The 18,651-nt window shown below is 72.6% G+C and carries 19 protein-coding genes; 9 read left to right on the top strand and 10 right to left on the bottom strand.

What is annotated here, in order from left to right:
• Window positions 1-3: 3 nt before the first annotated feature.
• On the top strand, window positions 4-831 hold the full coding sequence (nadE, locus tag ABD883_RS11685) for an ammonia-dependent NAD(+) synthetase (protein ID WP_345032265.1): 828 nt from the start codon (window positions 4-6) through the stop codon (window positions 829-831).
• A 102-nt stretch (window positions 832-933) separates the two neighbouring features.
• Here nadE and ABD883_RS11680 read toward each other — a convergent pair whose 3' ends face one another.
• The 3 genes from ABD883_RS11680 to ABD883_RS11670 are packed head-to-tail and all read right to left on the bottom strand — an operon-like array spanning window position 934 to window position 2,341.
• Window positions 934-1,281 (bottom strand): fluoride efflux transporter FluC, encoded by a 348-nt coding sequence (locus ABD883_RS11680; protein WP_247618763.1) that lies wholly within the window; start codon window positions 1,279-1,281, stop codon window positions 934-936.
• Window positions 1,278-1,661: a CrcB family protein gene (locus tag ABD883_RS11675; protein WP_295687758.1), complete on the bottom strand. Its 384-nt coding sequence runs from the start codon at window positions 1,659-1,661 to the stop codon at window positions 1,278-1,280. The genes ABD883_RS11680 and ABD883_RS11675 overlap by 4 nt, the downstream gene beginning before the upstream one ends.
• The gene (locus tag ABD883_RS11670; RefSeq protein WP_345032262.1) at window positions 1,658-2,341 is read right to left on the bottom strand and encodes a hypothetical protein; all 684 of its coding nucleotides are present in this window, start codon (window positions 2,339-2,341) and stop codon (window positions 1,658-1,660) included. The genes ABD883_RS11675 and ABD883_RS11670 overlap by 4 nt, the downstream gene beginning before the upstream one ends.
• A gap of 138 nt (window positions 2,342-2,479) precedes the next feature.
• On the opposite strand from ABD883_RS11670, the gene ABD883_RS11665 reads away from it, so the two are divergent.
• From ABD883_RS11665 to holA, 5 genes are all read left to right on the top strand, one after another.
• Window positions 2,480-3,805 carry a UDP-glucose dehydrogenase family protein gene (locus tag ABD883_RS11665; protein WP_137319871.1) on the top strand — a complete coding sequence of 442 codons (1,326 nt, stop codon included), beginning with the start codon at window positions 2,480-2,482 and terminating at the stop codon, window positions 3,803-3,805.
• Window positions 3,802-4,704 carry a DegV family protein gene (locus tag ABD883_RS11660; RefSeq protein ID WP_345032259.1) on the top strand — a complete coding sequence of 301 codons (903 nt, stop codon included), beginning with the start codon at window positions 3,802-3,804 and terminating at the stop codon, window positions 4,702-4,704. Before ABD883_RS11665 ends, ABD883_RS11660 begins: the two co-directional genes overlap by 4 nt.
• A gap of 142 nt (window positions 4,705-4,846) precedes the next feature.
• The gene (locus ABD883_RS11655) at window positions 4,847-5,611 is read left to right on the top strand and encodes a ComEA family DNA-binding protein (protein ID WP_247618766.1); all 765 of its coding nucleotides are present in this window, start codon (window positions 4,847-4,849) and stop codon (window positions 5,609-5,611) included.
• On the top strand, window positions 5,608-7,977 hold the full coding sequence (locus tag ABD883_RS11650; protein WP_345032257.1) for a ComEC/Rec2 family competence protein: 2,370 nt from the start codon (window positions 5,608-5,610) through the stop codon (window positions 7,975-7,977). The genes ABD883_RS11655 and ABD883_RS11650 overlap by 4 nt, the downstream gene beginning before the upstream one ends.
• 39 nt (window positions 7,978-8,016) lie before the next feature.
• Window positions 8,017-9,003, top strand: a complete 987-nt coding sequence (gene holA, locus ABD883_RS11645) for a DNA polymerase III subunit delta (RefSeq protein WP_137319867.1) — start codon at window positions 8,017-8,019, stop codon at window positions 9,001-9,003.
• 105 nt (window positions 9,004-9,108) lie between these two features.
• On the opposite strand, the gene rpsT is transcribed toward holA, so the two are convergent.
• The 3 genes from rpsT to ABD883_RS11630 all read right to left on the bottom strand — a co-directional run bounded on the left by rpsT (window position 9,109) and on the right by ABD883_RS11630 (window position 11,108).
• A complete protein-coding gene (rpsT, locus tag ABD883_RS11640; RefSeq protein ID WP_247618769.1) occupies window positions 9,109-9,369 on the bottom strand; it encodes a 30S ribosomal protein S20 in 261 nt (86 codons plus the stop codon).
• Between the two features lie 173 nt (window positions 9,370-9,542).
• Window positions 9,543-10,274 (bottom strand): type II toxin-antitoxin system PemK/MazF family toxin, encoded by a 732-nt coding sequence (locus ABD883_RS11635; protein ID WP_345032253.1) that lies wholly within the window; start codon window positions 10,272-10,274, stop codon window positions 9,543-9,545.
• Window positions 10,275-10,313: 39 nt separating this feature from the next.
• Window positions 10,314-11,108: an endonuclease/exonuclease/phosphatase family protein gene (locus ABD883_RS11630; protein WP_345032251.1), complete on the bottom strand. Its 795-nt coding sequence runs from the start codon at window positions 11,106-11,108 to the stop codon at window positions 10,314-10,316.
• Between the two features lie 115 nt (window positions 11,109-11,223).
• Here ABD883_RS11630 and lepA point away from each other — a divergent pair, with 115 nt between their 5' ends.
• Window positions 11,224-13,086 (top strand): translation elongation factor 4, encoded by a 1,863-nt coding sequence (lepA, locus tag ABD883_RS11625; RefSeq protein ID WP_345032249.1) that lies wholly within the window; start codon window positions 11,224-11,226, stop codon window positions 13,084-13,086.
• A 21-nt stretch (window positions 13,087-13,107) separates the two neighbouring features.
• Here lepA and ABD883_RS11620 read toward each other — a convergent pair whose 3' ends face one another.
• A complete protein-coding gene (locus tag ABD883_RS11620; protein ID WP_137319862.1) occupies window positions 13,108-13,638 on the bottom strand; it encodes a hypothetical protein in 531 nt (176 codons plus the stop codon).
• A 76-nt stretch (window positions 13,639-13,714) separates the two neighbouring features.
• Between ABD883_RS11620 and hemW the strand changes: the two genes are divergently transcribed.
• Window positions 13,715-14,947, top strand: a complete 1,233-nt coding sequence (hemW, locus tag ABD883_RS11615; RefSeq protein WP_265808798.1) for a radical SAM family heme chaperone HemW — start codon at window positions 13,715-13,717, stop codon at window positions 14,945-14,947.
• A 13-nt stretch (window positions 14,948-14,960) separates the two neighbouring features.
• On the opposite strand, the gene ABD883_RS11610 is transcribed toward hemW, so the two are convergent.
• The 3 genes from ABD883_RS11610 to ABD883_RS11600 all read right to left on the bottom strand — a co-directional run bounded on the left by ABD883_RS11610 (window position 14,961) and on the right by ABD883_RS11600 (window position 17,488).
• The gene (locus tag ABD883_RS11610) at window positions 14,961-15,533 is read right to left on the bottom strand and encodes a DUF4870 domain-containing protein (RefSeq protein ID WP_137319860.1); all 573 of its coding nucleotides are present in this window, start codon (window positions 15,531-15,533) and stop codon (window positions 14,961-14,963) included.
• Window positions 15,534-15,699: 166 nt separating this feature from the next.
• On the bottom strand, window positions 15,700-16,470 hold the full coding sequence (locus tag ABD883_RS11605) for a DUF4870 domain-containing protein (RefSeq protein ID WP_247618773.1): 771 nt from the start codon (window positions 16,468-16,470) through the stop codon (window positions 15,700-15,702).
• A gap of 148 nt (window positions 16,471-16,618) precedes the next feature.
• Window positions 16,619-17,488 carry a DUF3097 domain-containing protein gene (locus ABD883_RS11600; protein WP_345032243.1) on the bottom strand — a complete coding sequence of 290 codons (870 nt, stop codon included), beginning with the start codon at window positions 17,486-17,488 and terminating at the stop codon, window positions 16,619-16,621.
• A gap of 143 nt (window positions 17,489-17,631) precedes the next feature.
• Between ABD883_RS11600 and hrcA the strand changes: the two genes are divergently transcribed.
• The gene (hrcA, locus tag ABD883_RS11595; protein ID WP_137319858.1) at window positions 17,632-18,642 is read left to right on the top strand and encodes a heat-inducible transcriptional repressor HrcA; all 1,011 of its coding nucleotides are present in this window, start codon (window positions 17,632-17,634) and stop codon (window positions 18,640-18,642) included.
• Window positions 18,643-18,651 lie beyond the last annotated feature (9 nt).

The following is an 18,651-nucleotide window of genomic DNA, read 5'->3' as shown; positions in this document are numbered from 1 at the left end:
GGTATGAGCGCACTCTCCGACTCCATCCGACAGGCCCTGGGCGTCCAGCCCTCGATCGACCCCGCCGTGGAGGTCGAGCGACGCGTGCAGTTCCTCGTCGAGTACTGCCTCACCGCCGGCGCCTCCGGGTTCGTGCTCGGGATCTCCGGCGGTCAGGACTCGACGCTCGCCGGGCGGCTCGCCCAGCTCGCCGCCGAGGAGCTGCGCCGCCGCCGGCACGAGGCCCGACTCTGCGCCGTGCGCCTGCCCTACCGGGAGCAGCACGACGAGGCCGACGCCCGGACCGCGCTCGACTTCATCGGAGCCGACGAGGTGCTCACGGTGAACATCGCAGGCGGCACCGACGGCACGGCGGCGGATCTCGAGCAGGCGCTCGGCCACCCGATCAGCGACTTCAACAAGGGCAACGTCAAGGCCCGGATGCGCATGGTCGTGCAGTACGCGATCGGCGCGGAGAAGTCGCTGCTCGTCATCGGCACCGACCACGCCGCGGAAGCGGTCACCGGCTTCTACACCAAGCACGGGGACGGGGCGGCCGACATCGTGCCGCTGGCCGGTCTGACCAAGCGCCAGGGGAGGGCGCTGCTCGCCCACCTGGAGGCCCCGGAGAGCACCTATCTCAAGGCGCCCACCGCGGATCTCCTCGACGAGGCGCCGGGACAGACCGACGAGTCCTCGCTCGGGCTCACCTACGAGCAGATCGACGACTACCTCGAGGGCCGCGAGGTCGCAGCGGAGGTCGCTCAGCGGATCGAGGACCGCTACCGGTCGAGCGAGCACAAGCGGCAGATGCCGGTGGCCCCGAGCGACAGCTGGTGGATCCGGCACTGAGCTCGACGGCGTTGAGCGGGGTGGATCCGGCGCTGAGCTCGATGCCACCGACCAACCCGGCGTCGGGCCTGCCGGCAGCGGGGCACCTCGGCCACTTGCCCCTCACCACCCGCCGAGCGCGCACCCGGCCGCCGCGGCGGCGACGCTGAGCGCGAGGGTCGCCGCGCCGTAGAGCACCGCCGCGGCCCGGCGCCGCGCCAGGAGCAGACGGAGCACGTCGACGAAAGCGGTGGAGAAGGTCGTGAAGGCGCCGAGGAACCCTGCACCCGCGATGACCGGCACCGGCGCCGAATGCCCGGCGAGGACGCCGAGCAGACCGCTGCCGAGGACGTTGATGAGCAGGATCGACAGGGGCCGCCAGGCCTGCGGCAGGACCCGGGTGAGCACCGCATCGAGTTGCCAGCGGGTGAGCGCGCCCGCCGCCCCGGCGAGCCCCACGAGGACGATCATGGGCGCGGCCTGAGACGCCGGCCGGCCCACCAGCCCAGCCCCGCGCACAGCGTCCCGCCGACGGCGAACCCGGCGCCGGCGAGCAGCGCGGTCGCGGGATCCGTCCGGAGCAGTGCGATCCCGAGCGCGGAGCACGTGGTGAGCGAGCCGCACACGCCGGTCCCGGCGAACAGCCGCCAGCCGCTCGCGCGCGCCGAATCGATGCCGTGCAGGGCGCTGAGCAGGACGGCGAGGGCGAGGGTGCCGGCGCCGTTGACGAGGGCGAGCGCAGTGAGCTCGGAGACGGGGGACCCGGTGAGCGCGAACCGGCCGAGAGTGCCGAGGAGCCCGCCGGCGGCCACCGCTGCCGCGGCCGCACCGGGCGGCAGGCGCCGACTCATCCGAGGACGTCGTTCTCCAGGGCGGTGCGCTCGAAGGCCTGACGGGTGGAGAGGAAGGCATCGATCCGACGCTGCCCGGCCTCGCGCGCCTCGGCGAAGCCGCGCCAGCCGCCCTCACGCACGTCACCGGGCGCCATCTCGAGCTTCCCGGCGGTGTCCTGGGTCTGCGAGTCGAGCCACTCGGTGAGCGCGGTGCCGGCCCGGTAGAGGTCCATGAAGGCGAAATGCGAGGCGGGGTTCTCGAAGCTCGCGTGCGAGAACTCGTCGAGGAACTCCCGCAGCGGGGCCACGAGTGCGGTCGGCAGAGGGCTGAAGCCGGACTCCACCCGCAGCTCCTGGACGAGGCCCGAGCCCGTGGGGAAGAGCTCCCGGATGCGCTCGGCGCGCACGGTGTCCGCCGACGGCTCGTCCTCGGCGACCGGGCTCAGGCTGACCCCGCCGATCGCCGCGTGCGCCTTTGCCAGGCGGGCGTTGAGCTGGTCGATCCGGTCCTGGGTGCGCCGCCACTCGAGGAACCACAGCACGAGCACCCCGGCGAGCACGACGACGGCGAGCAGACCGATGATCCAGGCGATCGGGTGGAGGCCGGGGATGAGGAAGAGGACGAGCAGCACGACCGTCGTCCCCCCGAGCAGCAGTGCGGCGGGGGAGTTGACGAGGAAATCACCGAATCGCTTCACGCCCCCAGGGTACTCAATGCGCAGCCTGCCCACGCGCATCCGACCCGCCGGCCGGTGAGCGGTGCGGCGGCGGGTCGCTCTATGCTGGGAGGCGGCGGGCCCCGCCGCCGCGACAGCGAACACAAGGACAGGTGGAACATGAGCACGATCTCGGTCATCGGATGCGGGTACCTCGGCGCGGTCCACGCCGCGGCCATGGCGTCGCTCGGACACCGCGTGGTCGGCGTCGACGTCGACGAGGCGAAGATCGAGTCCCTCTCCGCCGCGCGTGCGCCGTTCTTCGAGCCCGGCCTCGAGGAGCTGCTCGCCTCCGCGCAGAGCGACGACGCCGACGCCCCGGCCGTCCTCACCTTCACCACCGACATCGCGGCGGCCGCCGAGGCGACCGTCCACTTCGTGTGCGTGGGCACCCCGCAGCGCCGCGGCGAGTTCGCCGCCGACCTCACCTATGTCGACGCCGCCGTCGAATCGCTGCTCCCGGTCCTCAAGGCCGGGGACCTCGTCGTCGGCAAGTCGACCGTGCCGGTCGGCACCGCCGCCCGCCTCGCCGAGCTCATCCGACCCACCGGCGCCGAGCTCGCGTGGAACCCCGAGTTCCTCCGTGAGGGCCATGCGGTGGAGGACACCGTGACCCCGGACCGGCTCGTCTACGGCGTGCCCGAGGGCGCGGCCGGCGAGCAGGCGACCGCTGCGCTCGACGAGGTGTACGCGGCGACGCTCGCCGCCGGCACCCCGCGCCTCGTCGCCGACTACGCGACCGCCGAGCTCGTCAAGACCGCGGCGAACTCCTTCCTCGCCACGAAGATCTCCTTCATCAACGCGATGGCCGAGCTGTGCGAGGCCGCCGGGGCGGACGTCACGCTGCTCGCCGACGCGATCGGGATGGACGACCGGATCGGCCGCAAGTTCCTCAACGCCGGCCTCGGCTTCGGCGGCGGCTGCCTGCCCAAGGACATCCGGGCGTTCATGGCCCGGGCCGGGGAGCTCGGCGCGGACCAGGCGGTCGCGTTCCTCCGCGAGATCGACTCGATCAACATGCGCCGCCGGGTGCGCATGGTCGACCTCGCCCGCGAAGTCGTCCACGGCTCGTTCATCGGCAAGCACATCACCATCCTCGGAGCCGCCTTCAAGCCCGACTCCGACGACGTCCGGGACTCGCCGGCGCTCGCGGTCGCCGGCCTCATCAGCCTCCAGGGCGGCACCGTCACCGTCACCGACCCGCAGGCGATCGACAACGCACGCCGGATGTTCCCCGACCTCGGCTACGAGCCCGACCTCGACACGGCGCTGCGCGATGCCGACGCGGTGCTCCTCCTCACCGAATGGCCGCAGTACCGGCAGCTCGAGCCCGAGCACGCGGCGGACCTGGTGCGCGGCCGGGCGATCGTCGACGGCCGCAACGTCCTCGACCCCGTGCAGTGGCGCGCAGCCGGCTGGACGTATCGGGCGCTGGGTCGGCCATGAGCACCGCCGTCGTCGTCGACTCCACCGCCCAGCTGTCCGCCGCCCGGCGTGCGGAGCTCGAGGCGGCGCTCGGCGGTCTCTTCCGCGTCGTCGACCTCAGCGTGGAGGTGGGCGAGGAGATGCGCGCCGACGGCGGATGGTCGCCCGACGAGCTGTGCGAGCACATGCGCTCCGGCGCCCGTGTGCAGACGTCGATGCCGAGCGCGCAGGCGTTCTCCGCCGCGCTCGGCGAGCTCGCGGAGCGCGGTGCGGCCGAGGTGCTCGTCCTGACCTTGCCCGCGGTGCTCTCCGGCACGCACGGCTCGGCGGTCGCCGCTGCGGCCGAGCACCCCGAGCTCACCGTGCACCTCATCGACTCCCGCACCACCTCGGCCGGCCTCGCCGGAGCGGTCGCGGTCGCCGTCGCCGGCATCGCCTCCGACCTGCCGCCGACGGCCGTCGCCGGGGAGGTCGCCGACTGGTGCGAGGCCGAGACCCGCACCTTCTTCGTCCCTGAGGATCTCGAGTACCTGCGGCGCGGCGGCCGGATCGGCCGAGCTGCCTCGCTGCTCGGGCGGGCGCTCGCGATCACCCCGGTGCTCGGGCTGCGCGAGGGCGCGGTGGTGCCGCTGGCCCGGGTGCGGACGATGGCGAAGGCTGAGGACCGGCTCGTCGCGCTCGTCGCGGAATCCTGCGCGGAGTACCGGGAGCGGGCGGCCGACGCCGCGCTCGAGGTCGTCCTCCTCCACCCCGAGTCGACCCCGGAGACCGCTGGGGCCGGGGTGCGGCGGATGCAGGAGAAGCTCGCCGCCGCGGATCTCCCCGCCGGCACCGTGGTGCGCACCGAGGTGCTCTCCACGGTGATCACCGCCCACGTGGGCCCTGGCGCGCTCGGCGTCGCCGTGCAGACGCGCCCCTGACACCGGCCCGCTGAGTCCCGGCCCGTCCTCGGGTCACAGCCCCGGCCACGCCTGCGGTCGGTTGCGGTGGACGGCCGCGGTGCCGTCCACAGGGCCGGGGTGACGGGTGATCCGCGGTGTCCCGAGACCTAATCTCGGGCGCATGGCACCCTCACCGGACGACCGCTTCGCCCTCCTCGTCGGACGGAGCAGCACCCACGGCTGGCTGCCCGAGGACGAGGAGCCCGAGGAGGATCCCGCTCCGCGCTCCCGACCGGTGCCGGCGAAGCTCGCCGTCCTCGCCGTGCTCGGCGTCGTGCTCGCCGGGATCGTCGCCTTCGTGGTGCTGGCCCCCACGGAGGAGCCCGCGGAACTGCCGGTCGGCGAGCCGGTGGCGGCGAGCAGCACTGCCGAGTCCGGCCCGGCTGCCGCGACGAGCGCGCCGGTGGAGATCACCGTCCACGTCGTCGGCGCCGTCGCGCGCCCCGCGGTCGTGCAGCTGCCGCACGGCAGCCGGGTCGCCGACGCCCTGACCGCCGTCGGAGGCCCTACCGACGACGCCGACACGAGTGCGATCAACCTCGCCCGCGTGCTCACCGACGGCGAGCAGATCATCGTGCCCGCCCACGGCGAGGACGCACCGGGAGCCGCACCCGCGGCACCTGCTGCACCGCCCGCGGTCCCACCGGCGCCCGGCGCACCGCCGGCCGGGCCGGGTCCCGGACCGCCCGGGCAGCCGCTCGTCAACATCAACACCGCCGATGCCGCCGGTCTCGACACGCTGCCCGGCGTGGGCCCGGCCACGGCGGAGGCGATCATCACCCACCGCACCGAGAACGGGCCCTTCGCCGCCGTCGACGACCTCATCGACGTGCCGGGGATCGGAGACGCGACCCTCGCACGCCTCCGTGACCTGGTGACGGTATGAGCGCCGTGAGGACCTGGCTCCTCGAACGGGCCGCGACCACCCGGCTCGTCCTCGCCGCGACGTGCGCCTGGGTGGCTGCCGTGGTCCCCGTGCACGGCTGGGCGCCCGTCGTCGCCGCGCTCCTGTGCACCCTGGCCGCCGCGCTGCTCCTGTTGAGGCGCGCGGTCCGCGCACGCGGCCTGCTGGCCTGGGTGCTGTCGGTGGGACTGCTCGCCGCCGCGGTGAGCGCCGGGGTGTGGACCGCGCGCACCGTCGTGCCCGATGCACCGGGGGAGTACGCCGGCGAGGCGACGGTCCTCACCGATCCCGTCACCGGGCCTTCGGGTGCGCACCGGGCCCAGCTGCGCACCGCCGCCGGTCCGGTCACCGTGATCTCCCGCGAGCCGCTCCCGCCCGCCGGCTCCCGGGTGCACGTGACCGGACGGATCGAGCCCGAGGGGGCCGCCGCGGCCCTGTTCGCCGACGCGCCGCTCACCGTCCTCGAGGAGCCGGGCCCGGCGTGGCGGCTGCGCGCAGAGGTGCGCGGCTTCCTCGCCCGCTGCGCGCTCGGTGAAGGGGCGGACGGCGGAGCGGCGGCACTCGGTGGAGCCCGGGACCATGACGGGGCGGGGCTGCTCCCCGGGCTCGTCGTCGGCGACGTCGAGGGGCTCGCTCCCGGCCTCGAGGAGGACATGCGCACGGTGTCGCTCGCCCACCTCACCGCGGTGTCCGGCTCGAACATCTCCATCGTGGCCCTCGGCGTCATGTGGACGGTGCGGCGCACCGGAGCGGGACGCGGCTGGGCGATCGGGGCCGCGGTGGTCGTCACCACCGGCTACGTGTTCGTCGTCGGACCCGAGCCGAGCGTCATCCGGGCCGCCGGGATGGGCCTCGTCGGTGCGATCGTGCTCCTGCGCGGCACCGGCACGCGGGGCCCGGCCGTCCTCGCGAGCGCCGTGATCGGGGTGATCGTGCTGCGGCCCGCTCTCGCCGGGGAACCGGGCTTCCACCTCTCCGTCGCCGCCACCGCGGCCCTCGTGCTCCTCGGCCCCGGGCTCACCGAGCTGCTGCAGGCCCGGCGGGTGCCCTATCCGGTCGCCGCCGCCCTCGCGGTGCCGATCACCGCACAGATCGGGGTGACCCCGGTTCTCCTCGGAATCGGCGGCACCCTGAGCGCCTGGGCGGTCCCGGCGAACGTGCTCGCCGCCCCGCTCGTCGCACCGGCGACCCTGCTCGGGATGCTCGTCCTGGCATTCGGACTGCTCGCCGCAGCGGCCGCCGGACCCGTGCTCGCAGCCATCGAGCTGTGCGGTTCACTGCTCGCACTGCCGGCGACGGGGTGCGCGTGGTGGATCGCCAGGCTCGCCCGGGTGGGCACAGAGCTGCCCGCCGCGGTGTGGCCGTGGCCCACCGGTGCCCTGGGGATCGTCCTGGCCGCCGTTGCCGCGCTCGGGCTCGCTCTCGCCGTCCTCCTCCGCCTCGGGGCCGGCCCCGCCATCGGCGCCGCGGTGCTCGTCCTCTGCCTGCTCGCCGGCACTCTCCTCCCGGTGGTGCACCGGCGGGTGCCGGCGGACTGGCAGGTCCTCGTCTGCGACGTCGGGCAGGGGAGCGCGACCCTCGTGCGGCTCGGAGCCGAGCAGGCCCTCCTCATCGACACCGGACCGGATTCCGCCACCGTCGATTCCTGCCTGTCGGCGGCGGAGATCCGCGAGGTGCAGCTGCTCGTCTCCCACTTCGACGCCGACCACGTCGCCGGGCACCCCGGCGTGGTGCGCGGCCGCAGCCTCACCGCGATCCAGTTCCCGGCCGGGGCCGGAGGACACCGGCGGGCCCGTGCGCTCCTCGGCGCGCACCCGGGCGTCCCCGTCACCGAGGTCGAGGCGGGAGCGCGGTTCTCCGCGGGCCGGGCGAGCTGGGAGATCCTCTGGCCACCGGCGGGGTCAGCAGGCACGGGATCAGCAGTCACGGGGACGGCGCCGGACGGTAGTGCGAGAGCCGGCGGCACGGCGGACGACGACGCAGCGGAGGACACGAACGCCTCCTCCGCGGTCGTCCTCGTCACTGTGCCCGGCCTCACCGTGCTCGTCCCCGGGGACATCGGGGAGGCCGAGCAGCGCCGGCTCGCCCGCACCGTGCCGCCCGTCGACGTGCTGCTCGCCCCGCACCACGGTTCGAGCGATCTCAGCCCGGAGTTCTACACCGCGGCCGCACCGCGCCTGGGCGTCGTGTCGGTGGGGGAGGACAACGGCTACGGCCACCCGAGTGCCGGCAGCCTCGCGGCGTTCGGCACCGCACCCGTACTGCGCACCGACGAGTGCGGCACGCTCGCGCTCACCCCGGGCCCGCGGGTCGCGGCCGCCGGGGGAGGTGCGCGATGCCCGGTGTGAGGGAGTCCCGTGTCCGCGCCCACCGGTAGGGTGGAGCACGTGGCAGCCAAGAAGACCCTCGTGCCGTGGACCCGCGCCAAGCCGGCGCCGGTCGTCGTGATCTCCGGCGGCGAATCCGTGCTCGTGCGCAAGGCGCAGGACCGCATCGTCGCGGCCTGCCGCAAGCACAAGGACCTCGAGACCACGCACCTCGACGCCGTGCGCTACGAGGCCGGCGACCTCGCGATGGCCGCCGCCCCGTCGCTGTTCGCCACCCGCAAGCTCGTCATCGTCGACTCCGTCGCCCAGTGCGGCGACGACTTCCTCCAGGACGCACTGGCCTACGTCGGCGAGGTCAACGAGGACGCCGTCGTCCTCCTCAAGCACTCCGGGGGGAACCGCGGCTCCAAGCTCCTCACCGCGATCGACAAGGCCGGCTACCCGCGTATCGACGCACAGGTGATGAAGAGCGAATCCGACCGCCAGGACTTCGCACTCGCGGAGTTCAAGCGCGCCGAGCGGACCATCGAGCCCCCGGCCCTCGCCGCGCTCATGAGCGCGCTCGGCGCGGACCTGTCCGAGCTCAACGCCGGGATCGAGCAGCTCCTCCAGGACACTACGGGGCCGATCACCGAGGCGATGGTCGATCGCTACTACGGCGGGCGGGTCGAGGCGACCGGCTTCAAGGTCGCCGACGCCGCGGTCGCCGGCCGCTCCGCGGAGGCCCTCACGCTGCTGCGTCACGCGCTCGCCACCGGCACCGACCCGGTGCCGCTCGTCGCCGCGCTCGCGCTCAAGCTGCGCACCATGGCCCGCGTCCAGGGGGTCTCCGGCAGTCCCGGCCAGCTCGCCTCGGAGCTCAAGATGGCCCCCTGGCAGGTCGACCGCGCCCGCCGCGACCTCCGCTCCTGGAACGACCTCGCACTCGGCCAGGCGCTCCTCGCGGTCGCCCGCGCGGACGAGGAGGTCAAAGGCGCCGGCCGGGACCCGGTCTACGCCGTCGAACGGCTCGTCACCCGGGTGAGCGCGCAGGCCCGCCGGCACTGAGCCCGTCTCCAGTCCCGGCACTGCGTCTGGCACTGCCCGCGGGCCCGGACATGACGAGAGCCGGCCCCCGCACTGCGGGAACCGGCTCTGCGCGTGGGAAGCGGCTCAGAGACCGTTGACGAGCTTCGCCAGCTTCGACTTGCGGTTGGCTGCCGTGTTCTTGTGCAGCACGCCCTTCGACACGGCCTTGTCGAGCTTGCGCGAGGCCGCCTGGAGAGCGGTCTTCGCCTCATCGGCGTTGCCGGCCTCGACCTGCTCGCGCACGACGCGGGTGACGGACTTGACCTCGGTGCGCACCTGCTTGTTGCGCAGACGGGCCTTCTCGTTCGTCAGGTTCCGCTTGATCTGGGACTTGATGTTTGCCAACTTCGACACTCTTTCGTGTTCGTGTTCATGGATGGTCGTGAGGGCTGCCCGCCCACCGGTGGACGACATCGCGGGGAAACACGAGCGTCACTCAATGCTGAGCAGGTGTACGTCCACCCGACCAAGGTGAGACACACACCGTGGTGAACATACAGCACACCAGACTACACGGTTCAGGTGCCGGCGCGCACCTCGGACACGACGCGGGAGAACAGCTCCATCGGCATGATCGCCCCTTCGCGCCGCACGGCGTGGTCGTCGATCCGGATGACCCGATCGAGTCGCACCTCCGAGGGCCGGCCCTGGGAGTCCCAGTCGCCGCTCCCGATGTTGATCCAGCGCGACCGCCCGTCGGAGCGGACCTCGCCGACCCCGCCGGGCACATTGTCCTTGCTCGTGAGCATGAGGCCGAGCAGCCAGCGGCCCTCGTGGCCGATGATGAGCACCGGCCGGTCCTTGCCCTGCGTGTGGTCCTCCTCGTAGGGGACCCACCCCCACACGACCTCCCCGGGATCGGCGTCGCCGTCGAGGTCGGGGGCGTAGACGGGCCGGATCGGGCCGGTGTGGTCGCCCGGGTAGCCGCCGGCGGGACGCTGCGGGAAGCGCTGCCTGGGCCGGGAGCGGGGCGCCGGCTTGGCGCGGTCGAAGCCGTCGCGCGGTCCGGCGGGTGCGGGCGGGTTCGCTGCGGAGCCGGAGCGCTTCGCTCCGGCGCGGGCGCCGCTGGCGCGCGTGCGGCCGTCCGGTCGGTCGCGGTACTCCTCGAGGACCTGGGCGGGTTCGCGCCCGCCGAGCAGACCACCGAGTGCATTGCGGGCGGCCGGGTCCCGGAGCTTGCGGGTCGCATAGCGCACACCGCTGCGCACCCCGGCGTTGACGGCGCGCCGAGCGAGATTCTTGAAGTTCATGCGTTCCACGATACCGGGCGGGCGCAGCTCACTCCCGGCTCAGGCGGGGACGAAGTCGGCTTCGATGGGGAAATGGTCCGAGGGGTACTGCTTCCCCCGGCCGAACAGGTTGACCGCGGTGCGCACCGGACGCAGCTCGCGGGAGTGGAGGATCCAGTCGATCCGATTCCCCTCCCGCTTCGGCCCTCGGTACGCGTGGAAGGTGTTGATGTCCGCGTCCGGCGAGGGGGCCCCGGTCACGGCGTCCGCGAGCCCGCCCTCGTCGAGCAGGCGGGCGTGGATCGCCGAATCCTGGGACACGTTGAAGTCCCCGGTGAGGATGCACGCCCGTCCGCCGGCGCCGGCGACCGCGGCGAGCAGGGCGTCGGCGGAGTGCTCGCGGGCGCGCTCGGAGCGGTGATCGAGGTGGGTGTTGAGGAAGCGCAGGTCGGTGCCGGTGAGCAGGTCGGTGCAGTCGACGACGGTGAGGGTGCGAGGAGTGCGCGCGCCCCAGGACACCGAGCCGGCGACCCGCGGCCGCTCGGACAGCCACTCGACGGAGACGTGGTCGATGCCGATCCGGCGGGAGTCGTAGATCACCGCGGTGAACTCACCGCGGTCCCCGCCCTCGCGCCCCTCGCCGAGCCATGCGTAGTGCTCCGGCAGGCCGTCGACGAGCTCGGTGAGCTGCCGGTGGACCCCCTCCTGGGAGCCGACGAGGTGCGGCGCGGACTCCCGGAGCATCGCCGCGGCGACCGGCCGGCGGCGGCGCCACGGATTCCGGTCGAGCGCCGGGTAGCGCAGGTTGTACGACATCACGGACAGCGGATCGGGTGCAGGCTCCTCGGTCGGCATGCCGCCAGTCTAGGACGGCGTCCCCGCGGCAGGCGCGGGCCCCGGTGCGAGTCGGCGCGGCGGTGCCGGTGTGGAACAATGAGTGTTCGGTCCAGAAGAAAGGGAACCCACGTCAATGGCACCTCAGGTGAGCGCGTCCGCAGTCCCCCAGATCGCGGTCGCCTCGACGCCGCCGGAGCTGATCCGCAACTTCTGCATCATCGCGCACATCGACCACGGCAAGTCGACGCTGGCCGACCGCATGCTGCAGATCACCGGCGTGGTGGAGCAGCGCGACATGCGCGCCCAGTACCTCGACCGGATGGACATCGAGCGGGAGCGCGGGATCACCATCAAGTCCCAGGCGGTGCGGATGCCCTGGGCGGTCGGCGGCACCCCGTACGCGCTCAACATGATCGACACCCCCGGCCACGTCGACTTCACCTACGAGGTGTCCCGCTCGCTCGCCGCCTGCGAGGGCGCGCTGCTGCTCGTCGACGCCGCGCAGGGGATCGAGGCGCAGACGCTGGCCAACCTCTACCTGGCGATGGAGAACGACCTCACGATCATCCCGGTGCTCAACAAGATCGACCTGCCGGCGGCGCAGCCGGAGAAGTACGCCGCGGAGCTCGCGAACCTCATCGGCTGCGAGCCGGAGGAGGTCCTGCTCGTCTCCGGGAAGACCGGTGAGGGCGTCGAGGAGGTCCTCGACCGCATCATCGAGGAGATCCCGCCGCCGCAGGGCGATGCCGACGCACCTGCCCGCGCGATGATCTTCGACTCCGTCTACGACACCTACCGCGGTGTCGTCACCTACGTCCGCGTCGTCGACGGGCAGCTCTCGCCGCGGGAGAAGATCGTGATGATGTCGACGCAGGCCACCCACGAGCTCCTCGAGATCGGCGCCTCCACCCCCGAGCCCGCCCCGAGCAAGGGCCTGGGCGTCGGCGAGGTGGGCTACCTCATCACCGGCGTCAAGGACGTCCGCCAGTCGCGCGTCGGCGACACCGTGACGGCCGCCCGGAAGCCCGCCGAGGAGGCCCTCGGCGGCTACCGGGACCCCAAGCCCATGGTGTTCTCCGGACTGTTCCCGATCGACGGCTCCGACTACCCCGTGCTGCGCGACGCGCTCGACAAGCTCAAGCTCAACGACGCCGCGCTCGTCTACGAGCCGGAGACGTCGGCCGCGCTCGGCTTCGGCTTCCGCTGCGGGTACCTCGGGCTGCTCCACCTCGAGATCGTCCGCGAGCGGCTCGAGCGCGAGTTCGACCTCGACCTCATCTCCACCGCCCCGAGCGTCGTCTACCACGTCACCATGGAGGACGGCACCGAGCACGAGGTGACCAACCCCTCGGAGTACCCCGACGGCAAGGTCCGCGAGGTGCGCGAGCCGATGGTGCGCGCCACCGTCCTCCTGCCGAGCGACTACGTCGGCGCGGTGATGGAGCTGTGCCAGTCGAAGCGCGGGCAGATGCAGGGCATGGACTACCTGTCCGAGGACCGCGTCGAGCTGCGCTACCGGATGCCGCTGGCGGAGATCGTGTTCGACTTCTTCGACCAGCTCAAGTCCCGCACCAAGGGCTACGCCTCCCTCGACTACGACATGGACGGCGAGCAGGTCGCCGACCTCGTGCGCGTCGACGTGCTCCTCCACGGGGATCCCGTCGACGCCTTCTCCTCGATCGTGCACCGCGACAAGGCGTACTCCTACGGGGTGCTCATGGCCGGCAAGCTCAAGGACCTCATCCCGCGCCAGCAGTTCGAGGTGCCGATCCAGGCCGCCGTGGGTTCGCGCATCATCGCCCGCGAGACGATCCGCGCGATCCGCAAGGACGTGCTCTCCAAGTGCTACGGCGGCGACATCAGCCGCAAGCGCAAGCTGCTCGAGAAGCAGAAGGAGGGCAAGAAGCGGATGAAGATGGTCGGCCGGGTCGAGGTGCCGCAGGAGGCCTTCATCGCCGCGCTCTCCACCGACGACTCGAAGTCCGCCAAGAAGTAGCCGTCGGCCCCGCGGCCGGTCTCAGATGCGCCCGGCGAGCTGCTGGGCGTAGGCCCAGCGGGAGTGGATCTCCGCGCGTGCCCGCGCCGAGGCGATCGGCACCGAGGATGTGTAACTCACCCCGGCGCCGGTCACCGTGACGTCGACATAGCCCGTCGTCCGCTCGTCCTTGGCGAGCAGGAACAGCAGGCTGAAGAACGTCACCACGAAGAATCCGCCGATCGCCAGCGCGATCGCCCAGCCCGGGGTGCTGCGAGTGGTCCACGTCCGGTCGGCGAGGAAGAAGCGCGCCTGGTCGAGGGGGATCGTGCCGGCCGGTGTGTGCACGCCGGTGCTCGTCACCTCGATCCCGGGGAAGTCGACGAACCGGATCTCGCGCTCGGGCGGATGCGTCGAGGAGACCGGAGCGGGTGCCGCCGCCGGCGGGTGCTCGGACAGGCCCGCGGTGCGCCAGGTGCGCGGGGCGGATATCCCGCGGTCGTCGGCCGGCATCGGCTCTCCGGCGGGGGAGCGGTGCGGTTCGGACGACGGCGAGCTGTACGGGGCGGACATGCATTCCCTCCGGGTAGCGACGTACCCCACATCATAGGCGGCTGACCGGCCTGTGCACATGTGCCACGATGGGTGGATGCCCGCACAGCCCGAAGGGGACACCCCGCCGCTCGACGGCGCACTCCCGCCCGCAGCCGCATCCGGTGCCCGGGAGCGCTCCCTGAGCCTCTACGTCCACGTGCCCTACTGCCGGGTCCGGTGCGGCTACTGCGACTTCAACACTTACACCGCCGAGGAGCTCGGTCCCGGCGCCTCGCGCGCGGACTTCCGCGACGGCATCCGCGCCGAGCTCGACCTCTCCCTCTCCGTGCTCGACCGGGCCGAGGTGCCGCGGCGTCCGGTGGAGACGGTGTTCTTCGGCGGGGGCACCCCGACCCTGCTGCCGGCCGCCGTGCTCGCCGGGGTGCTCGCCGACATCCGGGAGCGGTTCGAGCTCGCTCCGGGCGCGGAGATCACCACCGAGGCCAATCCGGACACACTGAGCCCGAAGTACCTCTCCGAGCTCGCCGCCGCCGGCTTCACCCGCGTCTCGCTGGGCATGCAGTCCGCGGTGCCCCACGTGCTCGCCACCCTCGACCGCACCCACGACGCCCGGCGGATCCCCGAGGTCGTCGACTGGGTGCGCGCTGCGGGCCTCGACGTCAGCCTCGACCTCATCTACGGCACGCCGGGAGAATCGCTCGCCGACTGGCGGACCTCGCTCGAGGCCGCGCTCGCCTGCACCCCCGACCACATCTCCGCCTATTCGCTCATCGTCGAACCGGGCACCCGGATGGGCATGCAGGTGCGCCGCGGGGAGCTGCCGATGCCCGACGAGGACGACCTCGCCGACAAATACGAACTCGCCGACTCACTGCTCGCCGCCGCCGGCTACGACTGGTACGAGGTGAGCAACTGGGCCCGCGGCGATGAGCACCGGTGCCGTCACAACCTCGCCTACTGGCACAACGCCGATTGGTGGGGCTACGGGGCCGGGGCGCATTCGCACATCGGCGGCACCCGGTTCTGGAACGCCAAGCATCCCCGGGCCTGGGCCGATCGCCTGCGCGCCGGGCAGTCCCCGGCGATCGGACGCGAGGTGCTCGATGGGCCCACGCGCGAGATCGAGCGGATCATGCTCGCCGCCCGGATCCGCGACGGGCTCCCGCCGGACTCGCTGCCGGCAGGTGCCCGGAGCGCGGTCGCGGAGTTCGAGGCGAGCGGGCTGCTCGAGCCCGGTGCAGCCGCGCGCGGGCAGTGGCGGCCCACCCTGACCGGCCGACTGCTCGCCGATCACCTCGTGCGCGTGCTCACCGACCACCTCGACTGAGGTGAGCCGGTGATCACTTGACGAGGTCGAGGGAGAACGGGATCCGGTAGCCCTCACCCTCGTTGGCCTTGATGCAGGCGATGATCTCGAACGCCAGGAGCGCGATGAGCGGCAGGAAGCCGGCGTACATGAGGAAGAGCCCGAGCCCGAATGTCACGAGCGCGAGGACGAACCCGACGACGCTGAACACCACCAGCGCGGCGACCGTCCAGATGACATAGCTGATCTGGGCGTTGAGGGAGTGGCGCGCCTGGTCGCGGATGAAGGGCGACTCGTCCTTCTTGAGGACGTAGATGATGAGCGGGGTGATGAAGCCGGTGAGCAGCCCGCCGAGGTGGGCGAACATCCCCATCTGCCGCTCGTCGGGATCGGCGTTCCAGTAGCGGGCCGAACCCGGTCCGTACGCGCCGACCGGATGCGGGCCGCGCAGCGGGACCCCGGCGCGGGCGGACCCCGGCGGCGGGCGCATGGGCTGCTGGTACGGGGGCTGCTGGGGATGCTGCTGATACGGGCCCTGCTGAGGCTGACCGTGCTGCGGGAACTGCGGCTGGGGCGGGACGTGTCCGTGCGGGGGCGGGTATGCCACGGGGATTCCTTTCGTCTGCTCCGAGACTACGCCGCCACGGTGGGCCGGTGCCATGGGTGCCGGTTGCAGGTCCGGAACATCGGGTACGGGGCGTTAGCCGGGTCCAGGACGCACGCGCGCCCCGCTCCGGTGATCCGGTGCGGGGCGCGTGCGGGGGCGCGACAGGTCACTTGACCATGTCGGCCTTCATCGGGATCTTGTAGCCCTCGCCCTTGTTCGCGGCGACGGCGGCGATGATCTCGAAGACGATGTAGATGATCGGCGGGATGAACGCGAGCCAGAACGTGATGAAGCCGATGAAAACGAGCATCAGCGGCAGGCTGATGAGCATGATGCCGTAGCACAGGATCGCGTTCATGATCTGTGCGTTGAGCGACTGGCGGGCGTGCTCGCGGACGAACGCGGACTCGTCCTTCTTCATGATGAACATGATGAGCGGCATGAGCCAGCCGATGAGCAGCGTGCCGAGGTGGGTCCACATCGCCGCCGAGCGCTCCGACTCGGTGGGCTGCCAGAAGTTCTGCGACCCGGGGCCGTAGGCCTGCGGGGGCAGCGGGTGGCGCAGGCCCGGGCCCGGCGGGCGGCTCTGCTGGAGCCCGCCCATGGCCGGCTGCCCGTAGGACTGCTGCTGGCCGTAGGCCTGCTGCTGACCGTAGGACTGGGGCTGGGAGCCGTAGGCCGCTCCGCCCTGCGGCTGGGAGCCGTAGGACTGCTGCGGCTGGGAGCCATAGGCGCCGCCGCCCTGGGGCTGGGACCCGTAGGCCCCACCCTGCGGCTGGGAGCCGTACGCCGGCTGCTGCGAGCCGTACGGCTGCTGGGGCTGTGATCCGTAGGCCGCTCCGCCCTGCGGCTGCGAGCCGTAGGGCTGCTGCTGGCCGGAGGTGTAGGTGGGGGGCATGGGACGGCCGGGATCCTGGCCGTAGGGCTGCTGCGACATGCTGGGGGACTTCCTTTCCGAAGCGGCGCGCACGGATGCGATACGTCCCTACGCTATGCCACCGGGCCGCCCGGCGCATTCTCCGGGTGTTCCGATTCGGCCACACCGCGGTCCGCGCACGGGTGTGGGAGCAGCCTGCGAGAACCCCTCAGTGCGCTCCGGGCTCGACCGTGACGAAGTCGATGAGCTCCTCGACCCGACCGGAGAGCGCGGGGTCGACGTCGGCGATCGTGCTCACCGAGCGCAGGATCCGCTGCCAGGCGCGCGCGACGTCCCGGTGGTCCGAGGCCGGCCAGCCGATGCGGCGGAGCACCCCGGTCTTCCAGTCCTCCCCGCGCGGCACCTCGGGCCACGCGGCGATCCCGACGACGGCCGGGCGGACGGCCTGCCAGATGTCGACGTAGGGGTGGCCGATGAAGTGCACGACACCGGCGTAGCGCGGATCCCGGGTCACCGCCTCGGCGATCCGCATCTCCTTCGAGCCGGCCACGAGGTGGTCGGCGAGGACGCCGACCCGGTGCGCGGCATCGGGACCGAACTCGACGAGCCGGTCGGCCACGTCGTCGAGCCCGCCGAGCGGTTCGACGACGACTCCCTCGACCCGCAGGTCGTCGCCCCAGATCTTCTCCACGAGCTCCGCGTCGTGCTTGCCCTCGACCCAGATCCGCGAGCCCCGGGCCACCCGGGCGCGCGCCTCGGGCACGGCCACCGAGCCCGAGGCGGTGCGGCCGGGAGCTCGGGTGCGCGGGACGGGGCGGACGAGGCGCACGGGGGAGCCGTCGATGAGGTAGCCCGGGCCGAGCGGGAACGGGCGCGTGCGTCCGCGCCGGTCCTCGAGGTGGACGACGTGGCCGGCGCTCGTCTTCTCGAAGCCGACGACCGCGCCCACCCAGCCGCTCCCTGCATCCTCGACGACGAGGCCCGGGGCGACGGGCACCTCGCGGGACTCCGGACGGCGCCGGGCGCGGGGGGAGGAGGCGGAGAGCACATCACGGCCGTAGGGGTCGGAATAGGTCATCAGGCCACTGTAGGTCGCCCGCACCCGGGTTTTGGGACTCACCCGCCCACAGGCGTAGGATTGGCACTCGAACATGTGGAGTGCCAGACAGTCGAAAGCCGAAGAATCGAGCAGTCGAACGGGAGCCGGACAGGGGGAGCGCGATGAATGACGGCCGCCGCGCCCGCGTGCTGCGGGCCATCGTCGAGGACTACGTCGCGACGAACGAGCCCGTCGGATCCAAGGCGCTCGTCGAGCGCCACGGCCTCGAGGTGTCCTCGGCGACGATCCGCAACGACATGGTCGCCCTCGAGCAGGAGGGGCTCATCGCGCAGCCGCACACCTCGGCCGGGCGCATCCCCACCGACAAGGGCTACCGGATGTTCGTCGACCGGCTCGACGAGGTCAAGCCGCTGTCCGCGGCGGAGAAGCGGGCGATCGCACGGATCATCGAGCGCCCCGTCGACATCGACGACATGCTCGACCGCACGGTCCGCCTCCTCGCCTCGCTCACGCACCAGGTCGCCGTCGTCCAGTACCCCATGGCCACGACCTCCCAGGTGCGCCACCTCGAGCTCGTCGACATCGCCCCGCACCGCCTGCTCGTCGTCCTCATCACCGACTCCGGACAGGTCGAGCAGCGGATCGTCGACTCCGGGATGCCGCTCGGCGAGACCGACATCGCCCTGCTGCGCGATGCGTTCAACGAGGTCCTCCACCGCACCCGGCTCGACCGGGTCGCGGCGGCCTGCGACACGGTGAGCGTGCCGCCGGGGCTGCGGGACGTCGCCGCCGCGATCAGCGAGGTCGTCACCGATCTCGCCCGCTCGACCCGGCAGGACCGGCTCGTCATGGCCGGCACCGCGAACCTGGCCCGCTCCGGGCGGGACCTCGGAGCGCACATCGGCCCCCTGCTCGAGGCCTTCGAGGAGCAGGTCGTGCTCCTCAAGCTGCTGACCTCGATGGTCGCGGAGACCGGGCGTGTGAGCGTGCGGATCGGCCGGGAGAACCCGGTCGAGTCCTTCGCGAGCACCTCGGTCGTGGCCACCGGCTACGGCACCGACGACTCCGAGGCGAAGCTCGCCGTCCTCGGCCCCACCCGCATGGACTACCCGACCACGATGGCCGCCGTGCGCGCCGTCGCCAAGTACGTCTCCGTCATCCTCTCGGAATAAGCAAAGGAC

This window comes from Brevibacterium pityocampae, assembly GCF_039541555.1.
Classification (GTDB): Bacteria; Actinomycetota; Actinomycetes; order Actinomycetales; family Brevibacteriaceae; genus Brevibacterium; species Brevibacterium pityocampae.
Note: the sequence above shows the minus strand (reverse complement) of the source record. Positions and strands in the feature narration are given on the sequence as shown.